Raw genomic sequence first — 16,471 nt, 5'->3', positions numbered from 1 at the left:
TTAGTACAATAAAAGCAATAGATTGACAAGGGAGGCTATGCTGGTGAAATATTCTTATAAGTTGAGTGATGCGATTCATATTTTGGCGTATGTGGCGATTATTCCAGATGAAAAGATCACTAGTGACCAAATTGCGCTGAGTATTGAAGCTAACGCTAGTGTGGTCCGTCGCTTGATGGCGAGTCTGAAAAAGGCCGGGTTGCTCGTGAGCCAAGCGGGTGCTGCGCGACCACGGTTGGCGAAACCAGCGGGCGACATTACCGTACTAGATGTTTTCAATGCGGTGGAAACCAATCACGACTTACTACACGTTGACCCGCGCACGAATATGGCGTGTCCGGTCGGGGCCAACATTCAACAGACGTTAGATGGGCTCTATGCCCGCGTCCAGGCCGCGGCGGAAGCCGAGATGGCGAGTCAGACATTAGCGGAAGTCATTACCGGGATTCAGGCCCGTCGCGAGCAAGTGAGTTAAGGCGCAAAAAAGCAGTCATCTTGGGGATGATTGCTTTTTTGTGTTTTCAACATTGTGGTATACTGAAAAAAGTTAACTTTAAGGAGCAAAATAATGCCAAACGGAATTTTACCGCTTTACAAACCACGCGGCTTAACGAGTTTTGACTGCGTGGCCAAAATTAGAAAATTATATCATACCCGCAAAGTGGGTCATTCAGGCACCCTTGATCCGAATGTGGACGGGGTCTTGCCAATTTGTATTGGTAACGCTACCAAGGTGGTCCAGTTCCTCGTGGCTTCTGGTAAACAGTACCAAGGGAGCATTACGTTGGGGTTTGCCACGACCACCGAAGATTTAGATGGGGAAGAAGTTGCTCGCGAAGCCATCCAAGCCCCGTTCAGTAATGAAGAGATCGAAGCAACTTTAGCTAGCATGACCGGCGACATTATTCAAATTCCACCGATGTTTTCAGCGGTCAAAGTTAATGGTCGGCGGTTGTACGATTATGCGCGCCACGGTGAAACGGTCGAACGACCAGAACGGCACGTGACGATTAAGTGTTTTGAACAACGGCAAGCGGCGACTTACGATGCAGCCACCCAAACGCAGACGATTTACTTTACGGTCGACTGTACGAAAGGGACCTATGTCCGGACTTTAGCCGTTGATTTTGGTAAAAAGCTGGGCGTGCCGGCAGTGATGAGCGATTTAACGCGGCTAAAGAGTGGCGGTTTTACTTTAGATGAAACCGTGACTTTTGAACAAATCGAAGCGGCGGTCGCCACGGAAACTGCTGATGATTTATTAGCACCCATCGACAAGGCCTTGAGTCACTATCCGCAAGTGGCGTTAACGGATGCGCAATGGGCCAAAGTCAAAAATGGCGTCTGGCTGAATGCCGATGAAGGGCAACAGGCGGACCCCGATGCGGACACCATGGTCGCCTTTACGTATCAAGGCCAAATCAAATGTTTGTACAGTTTCCACCCAGATGAACAACGGTATAAGCCGTTTAAAATGTTTTCGGTAAATTAAGGAGTTTTTGAACATGCAGGTGATTAATTTAACATATCCAGTCGCAGCAGCCACCATTCCTGCTGGTGAAATCACGTTAGCGCTCGGTTTTTTTGACGGCGTCCATCGCGGTCATCAACGAGTGGTTGCGACGGCACGGCAGGCCGCCCAAGTCAGTGGTACCAAACTGGCGGTCATGACCTTTGATCAACATCCGTCAGTCGTCTTTCAACATGCTGATCCAAAGGGCGTCCGGTACTTAACGACGGTCGGCCAAAAAGAAACTTTAATGGCTGAAATGGGTGTCGATATTTTATATATTCTCCATTTCGATGCGGCCGTTGGTGCAATGCCACCCCAAACGTTTGTCGACAAGTTGATTGTCGGCTTACATGCGACCACGGTGGTGGCTGGTTTTGACTATACTTATGGTCCGGCTGATACGGCTAATATGCAACGCCTTGGCGATTATGCGCAAGGCCGCTTCAATATTATTGAAGTGCCCAAAGAAATTGAAGGCCAACAAAAAATCAGTTCGACCCGGATTCGCCAAGCGATTGATACTGGCGATTTAGACTTAGCGAACCAGTTACTTGGTTATGAATATGAAACGGCGGGGGTGGTCGTGCATGGCGAAGCTCGCGGGCGGACGCTCGGCTTTCCAACGGCTAATGTCGCCCACGACAGTAATACCCGGGTGCCCGGAATTGGAATTTATGCCACGATGGTGCAAGTCAACGATCAATGGGTCGTTGGGATGGCGTCAGTCGGGCGTAATGTCACTTTCGGGGATCATCGGCCGATTACCGTCGAAATCTACTTATTAGATTTTCACGGCGATATTTATGGACAGCACGTCACGGTTCGCTGGGGACATCGCATGCGCGGTGAAGTAAAATTTGACGGTGCCGATGCCTTGGTGGCACAATTGCACCAAGATGAGGCCGCCACGCGTGCGTATTATGCGGCGCACCCTTTTCAAGCAACCCCACGTTTGTGGACGGTCACGGTAGCTAAGGAGGACTAAATTTATGGCAAAAGATACCACGACGATTTTTCAGCAAGGAACGTTAGGCTTATTAGTACCTGGATTGTACGACGGCACGATTACTGCCGGCGAATTATTGCAGCATGGCGATGCTGGTATTGGGACGTTGACGGGGTTAAATGGGGAAGTCATCATTTTAGATGGTCACGCCTATCAGGCCCGCGAAGATGGTGTCGTCCGTGAAATTGCGGCCGATGAGACGTTACCATTTGCTTCTGTGCATTTTGAAGCGCCCGATGCTACTAAAGCTTTGACGCCGATGGACCAACCAACGTTCGAACAACAAACGGTGCACGATTATCAATTGAGCAATGTCTTCGCGGCCATTCGAATTGATGGCACGTTCAAGCATATCCATACGCGCGTGGCGCCAAAGCAAACGAAGCCATATCATACGCTTGTGGAAGCGACTGCGACGCAGCCAGAATTTACCGGTGATGATGTTCAAGGGACCATTATCGGTTATTATGCGCCACATTTATTTCAAGGTGCCACGGTCGGTGGGTTCCATTTGCATTTCTTGAGTGCGGACCATCAATTAGGCGGGCACTTGCTCGGCTTTGACATTGACCAAGCCACATTGAAAGTCCAACGCTTCGCGGACTTCCACGTGCATTTGCCCATCGACAATGCCGATTATTTACAACAAAAATTCGATAATAACGAAATCGACTCGGCGATTAATAAAGCTGAACGCTAGTAATTGCCGCTGCCACAGCTAAATTCGGATTTTTCTAAAGATTGGTGAAGCTGGAATTGCCGTTGTTAGTCAGTAGCAATTCCAGTAGCCGTGACGACCGGTTCGAGCCAAAAAGCGGTCTCGAACCTCACTTTGAAGCTCGGCCCAACCCGCCAATCTTCAAAGATGTCGGTGCCGTAAGTCCGGCAAAATTCAGCCGAACTAACGCCACTTACACGGTTACTTCCATTGCTACTGACTCACAACTGAATTGAACTTTTAATAAGTAAACGTGGTACCATTCCGATGTGTTCGAAAAAACGGTGATTAATCGGTATATCAGTAATATCGTTTTGTTCGGTCGGCTGATTGGAAATAGGGTCGCCGTTAAATGTTTTCTTTTAACTGTGACATTCTGTAAGGATTTTGGTTAAAGCAGATTCACTAATCTCTGGAAGGGCCCTTAGCATCTGATGGCTGTTCTATCATTAAGTATAAAAAGATAATGCCCACGCTGACGTGATTTAATCACCAGTCAACGTGGACATTATCTTTTTTATATTGAAATCATTAATTTAGGCAATCTGGCTAGGCGCAGTCGTATTTATGCATAAAAAGTAATACTGACAATTGGTTCCAAATAGTAATAATAGCAATAGTACCAACAAAATGTTACCGAATGACTGTACAGTTAGGTGCCAGCCCGTCATCAATGAAAAAGTGACCAGAATTAATCCGATGATGGCATAAATAAAGGTCATCATACAGGCGTTGTGAACGCGCAGGGCAATTGACTTTTCCCGTTCGTCATCGATAAAATAAAGTCCTTAAATTTAGCACTCGTTTTTATTAGCTGCTAAATGTAATTGATTTAACGGGCAGTCATCGGGAATGAATCCGTTGTGAGGGTGAAGTTAATGTCTTGGCGTACCCGTGCATGGGGGCCAAGCCAGCTGAGTTAATTGGTGGGCTTTTAGATACCAGTAAGCGAGGGAAAAACTGATTGGACCGGTCTTCGCGGCGAGAACTTTCTAGTCAATTGGCAGTAGTATTTAGCCGTGAAAATCAGAAAATTAGCACTCGACCAATTATTTTGCTAAAAAACTTTGTCTTTCCTTGACTTTAACCTATGAGGTTGTTATATTAGTAATTGTGTTAGCACTCCATTAAGTTAAGTGCTAAAAAGAGGTGATGATCACGTTAACTGAACGACAAAGCCTGATTTTGAAGGCCATTGTCCGTGACTATACCGAAGGCGGTAACCCAGTTGGGTCCAAATCGTTAGTCCAAGAACTGCCGATGAAAGTCAGTTCCGCCACGATTCGTAATGAAATGGCGCGACTCGAGGATTTAGGATTAATCGTCAAAACGCATCTTTCTTCAGGTCGGATTCCATCCATTAAAGGCTATCGATACTATGTTGACCATATATTGAAACCCGAAAAAGTGGATAGCAAAGACTTGAAGGTCATTCAACATTCGTTGGGTGGTGAGTTTCATAAAATCGATGAAATCGTCGCGCAATCGGCCGATATTTTGTCACAATTGACAAGTTACACGACCTTTACGTTGCGCCCGGAATTGAAAGATAGCCGGCTCAGCGGTTTTCGTTTAGTCCCATTAGGGAACCATCAAGTGATGGCGATTCTAGTGACGAATAACGGTGACGTTGAAAACCAGACCTTTACGATTCCAAACGATTTAACTGGTGACGAATTGGAGCCAGTCGTTCGTTTTATCGATGATCAATTGATTGGCCTGCCGTTACAAGACGTGCTGGCAAAGTTACAACATGAGATTCCATTCCAGTTGGCGCATTATTTGCAAGATCCGGACGGGTTCTTAGATATCTTTGGCAGCGTATTGTCCAAGGCAGCTTCGGAGCGGTTCTACGTCGGTGGTAAGTTGAACATGTTCAACTATACGACTAAGTCGGACCCCAAAGAAATGCAATCACTGTATTCATTGCTTGATCAGACGGACAACTTGGCTAGTGTGATTGGCTCACCGGGTCAACACATCCAAGTCCGCATCGGTAATGAAATCACCAACGATTTGTTAAAAGACTACAGCTTAATTACCGCCACGTATGACGTTGACCAGCACGGCCAAGGTATTATTGCCTTGCTTGGACCAACGGCCATGCCATACTCGCGGATGATTGGGTTGATGGGGGCGTTCCAACGTGAACTGGCCCGCAAATTGTTAGACTATTACCGGTACTTTGACGAGTGACGGACAGGGAGATGAAATCATTGGCAAAAGAACCAACTAGCAGTGCGGCCACTGATGAAGAAAAAGTTAGTGCCGCGAGCCAAGCGGCCACGTCTACTGCGGATGACGCAGCTAAGACGACGGCTGATGATCAACAAGCAACGACTGACGTTGACCCACGTGACGCCCAAATTGCTGATTTGCAAAAGCAATTAGACGCCAAAGATGACCAATTGCTCCGGACGCAAGCTGAACTTGTAAATATGCAAAATCGGTTTAAAAAAGAGCAAGCCGCCATCATCAAATACGATGGTCAAACGTTAGCCAAAGACGTCTTACCAGTTTTGGATAACTTGGAACGTGCTTTAGCGGCGGAAGCTTCTGATGAAGCGGCTTCGCAACTTAAAAAGGGTGTTGAAATGGTCTATGGCCATTTACAAGAAGCGTTGAAGAAAAACAATGTCACCGAAGTGAAAGCGGCTGGTGAAAAATTTGATCCGAACGTGGCCCAAGCCGTTCAAACGGTACCAGCAGATGATGATCATCCGGCTGATACGGTTGTCCAAGTGCTTCAAAAAGGGTACTTATTCAAAGACCGGACGTTACGACCAGCAATGGTTATCGTTGCGCAATAAAAAAACAAAAATAAATTTAAAAGAGGTTTGTTAATTTATGGCAAGTAATAAAATTATCGGGATTGACCTCGGGACGACTAACTCTGCAGTTGCTGTTCTCGAAGGTAGTGAACCTAAGATTATCACGACTCCTGAAGGTGGCCGGACGGTCCCATCAGTAGTAGCATTTAAAGATGGCGAAACCCAAGTCGGTGAAGTCGCTAAACGGCAAGCAATCACTAACCCTAACACGGTCGCTTCAATCAAGCGTCACATGGGTGAAGCTGGTTACAAAGTTAGCATCGAAGGCAAGGACTACACGCCACAACAAATTTCAGCAATGATCTTACAATATATCAAAGGTTTTGCTGAAGATTATTTAGGCGACACGGTTGAAAAAGCCGTTGTTACCGTCCCAGCATACTTTAACGATGCCCAACGTCAAGCCACTAAAGACGCTGGTAAAATCGCTGGTTTGAACATCGAACGGATTATCAACGAACCAACGGCCGCTGCTTTGGCTTATGGTTTGGATAAAACCGACAAAGATGAAAAAATCTTAGTTTATGACCTTGGTGGTGGGACTTTTGATGTTTCCATCTTGGAATTAGGCGACGGTGTGTTTGAAGTCTTATCAACTAATGGGGATACTCATTTAGGTGGGGATGACTTTGACCAAAAGATTATCGACTGGTTAGTTGAAGGCTTCAAAGCTGACAACGGTATCGACTTGTCACAAGACAAGATGGCCTTACAACGGTTAAAGGATGCGGCTGAAAAAGCGAAGAAAGACCTCTCTGGTGTTTCCGAAGCCAACATCAGCTTGCCATTTATTTCCGCAGGTGCCAACGGTCCGTTACATTTGGAACGCAGCTTAACACGCGCTAAGTTCAATGAATTAACTGAAGACTTAGTTGAAAAGACGCGTGTCCCAGTTGAAAACGCCTTGAAGGACGCTAACTTGAGCGCTTCTGACTTAGACGTGGTCATCTTAAATGGTGGTTCAACTCGGATTCCCGCGGTTCAAGAAGCCGTTGAAAAGTGGACTGGCAAAGAATCTAACCATTCCATCAACCCAGACGAAGCCGTTGCTTTAGGGGCCGCGGTTCAAGGTGGGGTCATCACTGGTGATGTTAAAGACGTGGTCTTACTTGACGTTACGCCATTATCATTAGGGATTGAAACCATGGGTGGCGTCTTCACTAAGTTGATTGATCGTAATACGACCATCCCAACTAGCAAGTCACAAGTGTTCTCAACAGCCGCTGATAACCAACCAGCCGTTGATATTCATGTCTTGCAAGGTGAACGTCCAATGGCTGCGGATAACAAGACATTAGGTCGTTTCCAATTGACTGACATCCCAGCCGCTCCTCGTGGGGTTCCTCAAATCGAAGTTAAGTTCGATATTGATAAGAACGGGATTGTTAACGTCTCTGCTAAGGATATGGGGACGAACAAAGAACAAAAGATTACCATCAAGAGTTCATCGGGTCTTTCTGACGACGAAATTGATCAAATGGTCAAGGAAGCCAAAGAAAACGAAGATGCTGACAAGAAGCGTAAAGAAGAAGTTGACTTGAAGAATGAAGTTGACCAATTGATCTTTACGACTGACAAGACGCTCAAAGAACTCAAGGGTAAGGTTTCTGATGAAGAAGTCAAAAAAGCGCAAGATGCGCGTGACGCTTTGAAGAAAGCCCAAGATGATAACAACGTTGAAGAAATGAAAGCTAAGAAGGATGACTTGAACAAGATCGTGCAAGACTTGTCAGTCAAACTTTACCAACAAACGCAAGAAGCTCAAGGTAACGCTGATGGCGCTGCTGGGTCAGCTGCTGGTAATGCCGACGACGCTAAGAGTGGCGACGACAATACGGTTGATGGTGACTTCGAAGACTTGGATAAAGACAAGGACAAGAAGTAAGCTGAATCAATTACGAAAGGCCAAGGCCACGCGGCTTTGGCCTTTTTGTATTAGATATGCTAAAATTAGTGAGACTTTAATCGAGAATCATTAGGAGGCTGCTATGGCAGAGCAAGATTTATATAAGGTTCTGGGTATTGAAAAAGATGCCAGTCAAGATGAAATTAAGAAGGCTTATCGAAAGCTTTCGAAGAAGTACCATCCCGATTTGAACCACGAGCCTGGCGCCGAAGAAAAATTCAAGGCGGTCAATGAGGCCTACGAAACGCTGGGTGATCCACAAAAACGGGCTCAATATGATCAATTTGGGTCAACCGGGGGCCAACAAGGCTTCGGTGGTGGTGCTGGTGGTTTCGGCGGTGGCCAAGACTTTGGCGGTTTTGGTGGCGGCGGTTTCGAAGATATCTTCAGTTCATTTTTCGGTGGTGCAGCTGGTGGCGGCGGTCGCCGGCCTAACCCCACGGCCCCACAACAAGGGCGGGACTTACAATATGAAATGACGTTGAAATTTGAAGACGCCATCTTCGGTAAGAAAACCAATATTACGTATAATCGTGAAGAACAATGTGAAACCTGTGGTGGTTCGGGTGCTAAGCCTGGCACGTCACCGGTTACCTGTTCGAAGTGTCACGGGAGCGGCTATATTCAAGTCCAAACGAATACGCCGCTGGGCCGCATGATGAGTCAACAAGTTTGTGATGTTTGTCATGGAACTGGGAAAGAAATCCAAGACAAATGTGCGACTTGTGGTGGTTCTGGTCATACGGAACAAAGTCATTCCATTAAAGTAACGGTGCCTGCTGGGGTTGAAGAAGGCCAACAAATGCGCCTCCAAAACCAAGGGGAAGCCGGTGCCAATGGTGGCCCTTATGGGGACTTGTTCATTATCTTCCGCGTTGAACCTAGCGATGAATTCGAGCGTGATGGGGCGACGATTTACTTCAAGTTACCAATCGACTTCGTGCAAGCCGCTTTAGGTGATGAAGTCCAAGTGAAGACGGTCCACGGTGACGTTAAGTTGAAGATTCCAGCTGGCACCCAAACGGGGACGACCTTCCGCTTACGCGGTAAAGGGGCGCCACGTCTGCGTGGTAACGGCAACGGGGATGAACGCGTCACGGTTAACATCGAAACGCCAAATCATTTGAACAAAGGCCAAAAAGAAGCCTTGAAATCCTTTGCTAAAGCGAGTGGTAAAACGGTCGCTGGCAATGGTAAAAGTTCATTATTTGATAAGTTACGGGGCGTTTAACCCACCTGTAGGGATACCGTCTTATACATTTCTTAACATTTAATTCAATGGCTAGTTACTGCCAACTGTAGTAACTAGCCATTTTTTTGTGAGGTCGTCAAGGGGCCGTTCTAGTTTATTAATTAACCTTTCTGGCTGGTCGATTTTTACCAAATGGTTACGATATATTATATAAGTAATATTAGGGGTGCTAGAATTAATCAAGGGGGTGAATCAATGGGCCGTCGTGGCTGAAACGGTTATGTTACAAAACCGTTACAAAAATGCCGTGAATTGAAACGGACGTGCAGGTTTTTGTTTTTTTCACGTCATTTCCGCGTATAACCGGAATGAATTGGTAGACTTATGATTGAACATGACGAATCCGCGAAGCCTTGGATGGGACTGGTTTCCGATTAGTTCGTGACAAATTGACTGATGGGGAAGTTAACAACGTGAAACACATAAAATTATTTGCGTCGGTCCTAGTTGGACTAGCGGTTATCGGCGGCGGGGCCGGTTACTATGTGCATTATACGAATCGCGTGACCGCCACACAGCAAAAAAAGACGGCGGCGAAGGCCAAAGTCAAAAAAGCCAAGCGCGTTCAAAAAAAAGTAGCTCACCAAGTGGCCGCCGTTAAAGTTACGAAAAACAAAGCGGCCGGTAAGCAAATCACGCAGATCTTAAAGGCCGATCACTTTGTTGGCACGGCGTTAGTCGTACGCAACAATAAGGTCTTGTATCGCAAAGGATTTGGTTATGCGAACGCCCGCGATGGTCGCTTGAACGGTCCGGATTCTAAATATCAAATTTTGTCGATTCAAAAGTCAATTACGGCGACGTTGCTCATGCAGCTCGTTCAAAAGCATCGCTTGAAGTTGACGGATAAAGTGTCAAAATTTTATCCGAGTCTACCGGGAGCGGAACAGACGACGATTCGTCAAATGTTAGATATGACGACCGGCTTTCGGTTAGCCCAAGGGTCAACGGCGAACCTATCTGAAAAACAAGTCGTTGATTACGCAGTTAATCATACGAAATTTACAGCTGCAAAGCTTGGTAAGTTTAACTATTCTTCGGTAAACTATTTACTATTGGCAGGGATTATCCGACAATTAACGGGTAAGACTTATCAACAAGTTTTTACCACTAATATTATTCGCCGCTTGAAATTAAAGCACACGGGCTTTGTGATTCATGGTTTGGGGCAACATGCCACGACTGGTTATCAAGCCAAAACGGGTGAGATAAAACCAACGTATGATGCGGCATTTGTTGAAACCACCGCAATGATGAACAATGAGTTAGGAACCGGCCAAGTTTACATGAGTGTCGGTGATTTATTTAAAGTTGAACAAGCCATTGAAACGGGCAAGCTGATTACACCGAAAAATGTTGAGATATTGCATACACGGACGGCTACCGGGACTTATGGTGGCGGCGTTTATAATGAAACACCGCAAGTTTATCGTTCCCATGGCCTCGGTTATGGTTATGAATCGGTTGTTCGCATGTCAACGACTGGTAAAACCGGTGTCGTGTTGTTATCCAATTATTACCGCAATGCGACTTCGACCTTAGCACCAGCCCAAAAGATTTACACTGAAATGATGAAAGGCAACCTTAAGTAGTGGCCAGATGACTAATTTGGAGGGGGTGAGGGCATGTTTGCAAAATTGAAGCACTGGTTTCAACGTCCGGTCGTTCAATTTATTGCACTAACAGTATTCTACTTTGCTATCATGCTGGCCTTAGTTTATTTGTATGGGTACAGTGGTATTAACCAAGCTAAGTTTATTTACAATGAATTCTAATTGGGCAATATTAAGTTATTGTTTGGGGGAGATTAACGATGATTGAAAATATGATCAAAACGATTGATGATTTTGCGCGGACCCAACCGCAAAAAGTTGTTTACGACGTGCAAGGGGAAACGCATACTTATGCGGAATTAAAAGCTTATTCGGATGCCTTAGCAGCGCACTTAGATACGTTAGCCTTGGCACCAAAAGCACCCATTATTGTCTTCGGGGGCCAAACGTTCGAAATGATTGCGACGTTCCTGGGGGTCGTCAAATCAGGTCGGGCTTACATCCCGATTGACACGCACTCACCCAATGAACGGTTGACGATGATTAACGACATCGCCAAACCAGCAGCGGTGATTGCCGTCGTTGACTTACCAACCGGCGTGGGTGCCACACCAGTCATCACGCCAGATCAATTGGCGGCCATTACGGCTAAGCCGGTTGACTATCAAGCTGACCATGCTGTCAGTGGTGACGATGATTACTATATTATCTTTACTTCCGGGACGACTGGTAAACCTAAAGGGGTTGAAATCAGTCATGACAACTTATTAAGTTACGTGAACTGGATGTTGAGTGATGACTTTGGGTTACCAAAACAACCTAATTCATTATCACAACCACCATATTCATTTGACTTATCGGTCATGGATGTATATCCAACGTTAGCTTTAGGTGGAACGCTTTACGCGTTACCAAAAGCCGTTACCGATGATTTCAAGCAATTATTTGCCGCCTTACCAACGTTACCAATTAACGTTTGGGTCTCAACACCATCCTTTATGGATATCTGCTTGTTGGAACCTAAGTTTGATGCTGAACACTTGCCAAGTTTGACGCACTTCTTGTTCTGTGGGGAAGAATTGACCCATAAGACTGCGGCGACCTTGAAGAAACGGTTCCCGGCAGCACGGATTTTCAATACGTACGGTCCCACTGAAACTTGTGTGGCCGTCACCCAAATTGAAATCACTGATGAAGCGTTAGCTAAGTTTGACCGGTTACCAATCGGTTATGCTAAAGCAGATACGCGGATGCTTGTCGTTGATGAAAATGGCGAACCGGTTGAAAACGGGACGGAAGGCGAATTAATTATCGCTGGTCCGAGTGTTTCCAAAGGGTACTTGCATAATCCTGAAAAAACTGAAAAAGCGTTCTTCGAACTTGATGGGCAAGCCGCTTATCATTCTGGGGATATTGGCACGATGGATGATGACGGGTTATTCCGCTATCGCGGTCGGGTAGATTTCCAGATTAAGATGCATGGTTACCGTATCGAACTCGAAGAAGTTGACCATTTCTTAGGTCAACAGCAACACATTGAACAAGCCGTAGCGGTACCAAAATACGATAAGCAACATAAGGTTACCCAAATGATTGCGTACGTTGTGCCAAAGCCAAACGACTTTGAGAGCGACTTCGCTTTAACTACGGCGATTAAAAAAGACTTACAAGGAATGATGATGGAATACATGATTCCCCAACGGTTTGTTTATCAAACGAGCTTGCCATTAACACCAAACGGTAAAATTGATGTCAAGTCGATCATGAAAGAGGTCAATCCCGAATGATGTCGTTTGATCCATACGGTAATCCAACTTACTTTATCCTATTGTTCATCGCGCTGTTGCCGTTGATGATTGGGTTACTCTATGGCCATCGATCGCATATTTATGAGACGATCGTGTCCTTTGTTTTCTTAATGTTGACGTTTGGCGGCATTAAGTGGAAAACGGGGATTGCCCTGATTATCTACCTAGTTTATCAAATTTGTTTAGTTTGGTTATATTCGCGTTACCGGCAACGGCCGGATTCGCCGAATAAAGGTTGGATATTTGTGGTTAGTGTGATTTTAGCAATTATTCCACTTGCTGTTGTTAAAATCACGCCGGCGGTCGCCCACGGAGCCAGTTCCATTATTGGTTTCTTAGGGATTTCATACTTGACCTTCAAAGTCGTGCAGACCATTATGGAAACTCGTGATGGGATTATTAAAGAATTCCATCCGGTCCTATTCGGTCAGTTCTTGCTGTTCTTCCCGACGATTTCATCGGGGCCGATTGACCGTTACCGGCGTTTCATTAAAGATTACGATAGCGTGCCGACCCGTGAGAAGTACTTAGGCTTAGTTGAAAAAGGGGTCCGATACATCTTTATCGGGTTCTTCTACAAATTCATCTTGGCATACATCTTCGGGACGGTCATGTTACCAACGGTCGAACACGCGGCCTTGCAAGCCCATGGTATCTCATGGGCCTTGCTCGGGGTCATGTATACGTATAGTATGGACTTGTTCTTTGACTTTGCCGGCTACAGTTTGTTTGCCGTCGGGGTCAGTTACTTGATGGGGATTGAAACACCAATGAACTTCAACGCCCCCTTCAAGGCCAAAAATATTAAAGACTTCTGGAATCGTTGGCACATGACCTTGTCCTTCTGGTTCCGTGACTACATTTACATGCGGTTAGTGTTCTTCGTCATGAAGCACAAAGTCTTTAAGAGTCGGATCACCACGGCCAACGTCTGTTATGTCATTAACATGTTGATCATGGGGTTCTGGCACGGGGAAACTTGGTACTATATTGTTTATGGGTTATTCCATGGGTTTGCGATGGTTATTAACGATGCTTGGTTACGTTACAAGAAAAAGCATCAAGCGCAAATTCCACACAATCGGTTTACGGAATGGTTTGCCATCTTCTTAACGTTTAACGTGGTCTGCTTTAGTTTCTTGATCTTCTCAGGATTCTTGAACACGTTATTCTTTACCGGCCGGCCATAATTAAAAAAATATTTATTAAAGGGGCGTTTTTACAATGGACGATACACAAGCAACTGTTTTATCAATTTTACAAGATTTAACTGGTGAAGATGTTTCAGGTAACATGGATACGAACTTATTTGACGAAGGTATTTTAGATTCAATGGGTTCCGTACAACTTTTATTGGAATTACAAAACCAATTAGGTATTGAAGTACCCGTTTCCGAATTCGAACGGACTGAATGGGATACCCCCGCAAAAATCGTTGCAAAGGTTGAGAGCATGCAATGAGCGTTGCCAAACGCCTGTTTAAGATTTTTGGCCCAATTATTTTGGCGGCCGCCTTATTACTGGCCGTGCTGCTCTCACCGTTCTCATTTGGATTAAATCACGTCTCTAAAGCAACCGAAAAAAAGGCCGCGGTTTCACTGTCAGCGACAGTTTTGAAAGGGCGGCAAGTTAAACGGGCTGCTTTAGATGATGGATATGTGCCATTTTTTGGCTCATCCGAATGGTCACGGTTTGATCCGATGCATCCATCCGTATTGGCAGATAAGTACCAGCGGAATTATCGGCCGTTTTTATTGGGGGCGCGTGGTACCCAATCTTTGACCCAATACTTCGTGATGCAAGGGGTTAAGAAGCAGTTAACTAATAAGAAAGCTGTCTTTGTAATTTCGCCACAATGGTTTGTACCTAAAGGAACGCGTAGTGATGCGTTTACGTACTACTACTCACCACTACAAACGACCGACTGGTTACAAACGGAACACAATACCGCCATGGACCGATATGCGGCTAAGCGCTTATTGCAAATGCCGTCTGGTTCGTCCGATAAAGTGTTAGCGGGAGCTTTAGCCCGGGTCGCCGCTGGTTTCAAACCAACGAGTGCCCAAATGGCTTATATTAACTATAAAGCTCGCGTCTTAGGTCGGGAAGATGAATTCTTCTCCCATATCGGGATTTCTAACAAGAATTTAACGACCGTCGAAAAACAAGAATCATATTTACCAGCGACTTATAACTATAACAATTTAGATAAGTTGGCTGGTCAAATCGGTAAACAACAGACGACTTCTAACAGTTTGGAAATCAGTAACAAGTTTTGGAATACGCAGTTGAAGCGTAACTACAAACGCTTGAAGAATTCGCAAACCAAGTTAGATTACACGAAGTCACCGGAATTTGCGGACTTCCAGTTAGTCTTGAATCAATTTGCCAAGACGCATACGGACGTCATGTTCATCATCCCGCCAATCAACCAACGTTGGTCAGATTACACGGGCTTATCGATGAGTATGATTGCCCAGTTTGACAAGAAGATTCGTTATCAATTGACGAGCCAAGGGTTCAACAACATCATTGATTTGTCTAAAGATGGCGGTCAAGATTACTTCATGACTGATACCATTCACTTAGGCTGGCGCGGTTGGTTAGCCGTGGATCAACAACTCAATCCATTTTTGAGCAAACAATCCAAGACGACACCGAAGTACCACATCAACGACGCCTTCTACACGAAGACGTGGCAACAATTGAATCCTAACGACATTAAGTCGTTTGAACAAAAATAAACTTATTTTTAGCGCTGACCGCTTTGCGGTTGGCGCTTTTTTTGGTCTATGGAAGATGGTCATTGCCGCGGCCGGCTGATCGTAATTCCAGTCGCCATGGGGACCGGTCCAAGCCTGAGAAGCGGTCTTGGACCTCGCTTTTGAGCCTAAAAAGCAAGTCTTAAACGGCGTCCGTGGTGTATAAACGGGGTCCAACCCAATTCCGGTTACGCCGCCTCCAGCCAGCGAGAACATGCGCCGTGGGGCAACCCCGGTCAGCCAAAAAGCGGTCTGCTCGGGCGGTCGTGAGCCTTACACAACCTGCAAGTCTCACGACACGACCCGTGTTCTAAGTGGTCTGAAAAACCCCCGCTAAGAACATTTTCACGGCGATATTCTCGCTGACTTCCGGCTAAGATTGTGACTAAATGTTAAGCGCGGTAATGAAATTGCCGCTCTGCACAACTAAATATGAATTACTGGTAGGATATTTGCGTTGAATGAGGTGCTATATGCGTAATCGCAAAATCAATGGTTCAACGTAGTGTTAGTCATTGCATCTTTGTGGGCGCCGTCTCCGGTAAGTTGGCTGGTAGTCGATAAGTATGTTAAGCGCGGTTACGTATTGGCAATAAAAATTTTAAAACGTATTAATGATAGTTGTGATTTTGTAGTTGCGGCCAATTATCACCCGTATGCTAAGTACATGTGAAATATTGGTACATACAATAACCCGTTAATATTGGGTTCCTACTCATAAGGGTTATTAGTAGATTGGTTCATAATAGTTTGGTTAATTGATCAGTTGCCGCCGAAATAATATAAAATCAGCAGATTTGATGGTCATAAATAATAAAAATAGTATTAACGTTTGTTTGCCGAATTTGGCCTCAAATGCCGTTCTAATCAAGCTGAGTAGCATTTTTATGAATCGGCACGCCTGGTCAATGTTCATACTACGCACGACTTGATTCGTTAACTATCCACATTAATCGATTTATGCGTATATATATGATTTTTGATATACAGGTCGGCATAATATTCGTGTGAACCAGTTTTAAGGTTGGTCCGGTAGCAATTAGGTTCACTTGCGTTAGTTTCGTTTTATTTATATGGTAGATTGTAAAATTAATCCGAACGCTGTTCGGACAAAAAAGATCA

At 45.3% G+C, this 16,471-nt stretch carries 14 protein-coding genes; all 14 read left to right on the top strand.

Translation table 11 applies throughout. The features are described from left to right. Positions 1–43: 43 nt before the first annotated feature. The 14 genes from DY78_RS12150 (at position 44) to dltD (ending at position 15,331) form a co-directional block, all read left to right on the top strand. Complete coding sequence (locus DY78_RS12150) at positions 44–475, top strand: Rrf2 family transcriptional regulator (RefSeq protein ID WP_024625339.1); 432 nt, start codon at positions 44–46, stop codon at positions 473–475. Between the two features lie 93 nt (positions 476–568). After that, complete coding sequence (truB, locus tag DY78_RS12145) at positions 569–1,492, top strand: tRNA pseudouridine(55) synthase TruB (protein ID WP_024625340.1); 924 nt, start codon at positions 569–571, stop codon at positions 1,490–1,492. A gap of 13 nt (positions 1,493–1,505) precedes the next feature. After that, complete coding sequence (ribF, locus tag DY78_RS12140; RefSeq protein WP_024625341.1) at positions 1,506–2,498, top strand: riboflavin biosynthesis protein RibF; 993 nt, start codon at positions 1,506–1,508, stop codon at positions 2,496–2,498. Positions 2,499–2,502: 4 nt separating this feature from the next. Further along, positions 2,503–3,219 (top strand): acetolactate decarboxylase, encoded by a 717-nt coding sequence (gene budA, locus DY78_RS12135; RefSeq protein ID WP_024625342.1) that lies wholly within the window; start codon positions 2,503–2,505, stop codon positions 3,217–3,219. Positions 3,220–4,389: 1,170 nt separating this feature from the next. Then, entirely contained in the window at positions 4,390–5,433 is a 1,044-nt protein-coding gene (hrcA, locus tag DY78_RS12130; protein ID WP_024625343.1) for a heat-inducible transcriptional repressor HrcA, read from the top strand. An 11-nt stretch (positions 5,434–5,444) separates the two neighbouring features. Further along, complete coding sequence (gene grpE, locus DY78_RS12125) at positions 5,445–6,047, top strand: nucleotide exchange factor GrpE (protein ID WP_029779065.1); 603 nt, start codon at positions 5,445–5,447, stop codon at positions 6,045–6,047. A 37-nt stretch (positions 6,048–6,084) separates the two neighbouring features. Then, positions 6,085–7,953, top strand: a complete 1,869-nt coding sequence (gene dnaK / locus DY78_RS12120; protein ID WP_024625345.1) for a molecular chaperone DnaK — start codon at positions 6,085–6,087, stop codon at positions 7,951–7,953. Positions 7,954–8,056: 103 nt separating this feature from the next. Next, positions 8,057–9,205: a molecular chaperone DnaJ gene (dnaJ, locus tag DY78_RS12115; RefSeq protein ID WP_024625346.1), complete on the top strand. Its 1,149-nt coding sequence runs from the start codon at positions 8,057–8,059 to the stop codon at positions 9,203–9,205. A 434-nt stretch (positions 9,206–9,639) separates the two neighbouring features. Then, positions 9,640–10,818 (top strand): serine hydrolase domain-containing protein, encoded by a 1,179-nt coding sequence (locus DY78_RS12110; protein WP_024625347.1) that lies wholly within the window; start codon positions 9,640–9,642, stop codon positions 10,816–10,818. A gap of 33 nt (positions 10,819–10,851) precedes the next feature. Continuing rightward, positions 10,852–11,001, top strand: coding sequence for a teichoic acid D-Ala incorporation-associated protein DltX (locus DY78_RS12105; RefSeq protein WP_024625348.1), 150 nt, complete (start codon positions 10,852–10,854; stop codon positions 10,999–11,001). A gap of 38 nt (positions 11,002–11,039) precedes the next feature. Further along, entirely contained in the window at positions 11,040–12,566 is a 1,527-nt protein-coding gene (gene dltA / locus DY78_RS12100; protein ID WP_024625349.1) for a D-alanine--poly(phosphoribitol) ligase subunit DltA, read from the top strand. Then, entirely contained in the window at positions 12,563–13,777 is a 1,215-nt protein-coding gene (gene dltB, locus DY78_RS12095; protein WP_024625350.1) for a D-alanyl-lipoteichoic acid biosynthesis protein DltB, read from the top strand. Before dltA ends, dltB begins: the two co-directional genes overlap by 4 nt. 34 nt (positions 13,778–13,811) lie before the next feature. Beyond that, entirely contained in the window at positions 13,812–14,048 is a 237-nt protein-coding gene (gene dltC, locus DY78_RS12090) for a D-alanine--poly(phosphoribitol) ligase subunit DltC (RefSeq protein ID WP_024625351.1), read from the top strand. Beyond that, positions 14,045–15,331: a D-alanyl-lipoteichoic acid biosynthesis protein DltD gene (dltD, locus tag DY78_RS12085; protein ID WP_024625352.1), complete on the top strand. Its 1,287-nt coding sequence runs from the start codon at positions 14,045–14,047 to the stop codon at positions 15,329–15,331. The genes dltC and dltD overlap by 4 nt, the downstream gene beginning before the upstream one ends. The last annotated feature ends 1,140 nt before the right edge of the window (positions 15,332–16,471 follow it).

It is taken from the genome of Lactiplantibacillus fabifermentans DSM 21115, assembly GCF_000498955.2.
GTDB classification, from domain to species: domain Bacteria; phylum Bacillota; class Bacilli; order Lactobacillales; family Lactobacillaceae; genus Lactiplantibacillus; species Lactiplantibacillus fabifermentans.
The sequence above is the reverse complement of the archived record's forward strand: the minus strand, read 5'-3'. Positions and strand labels throughout refer to the sequence as shown.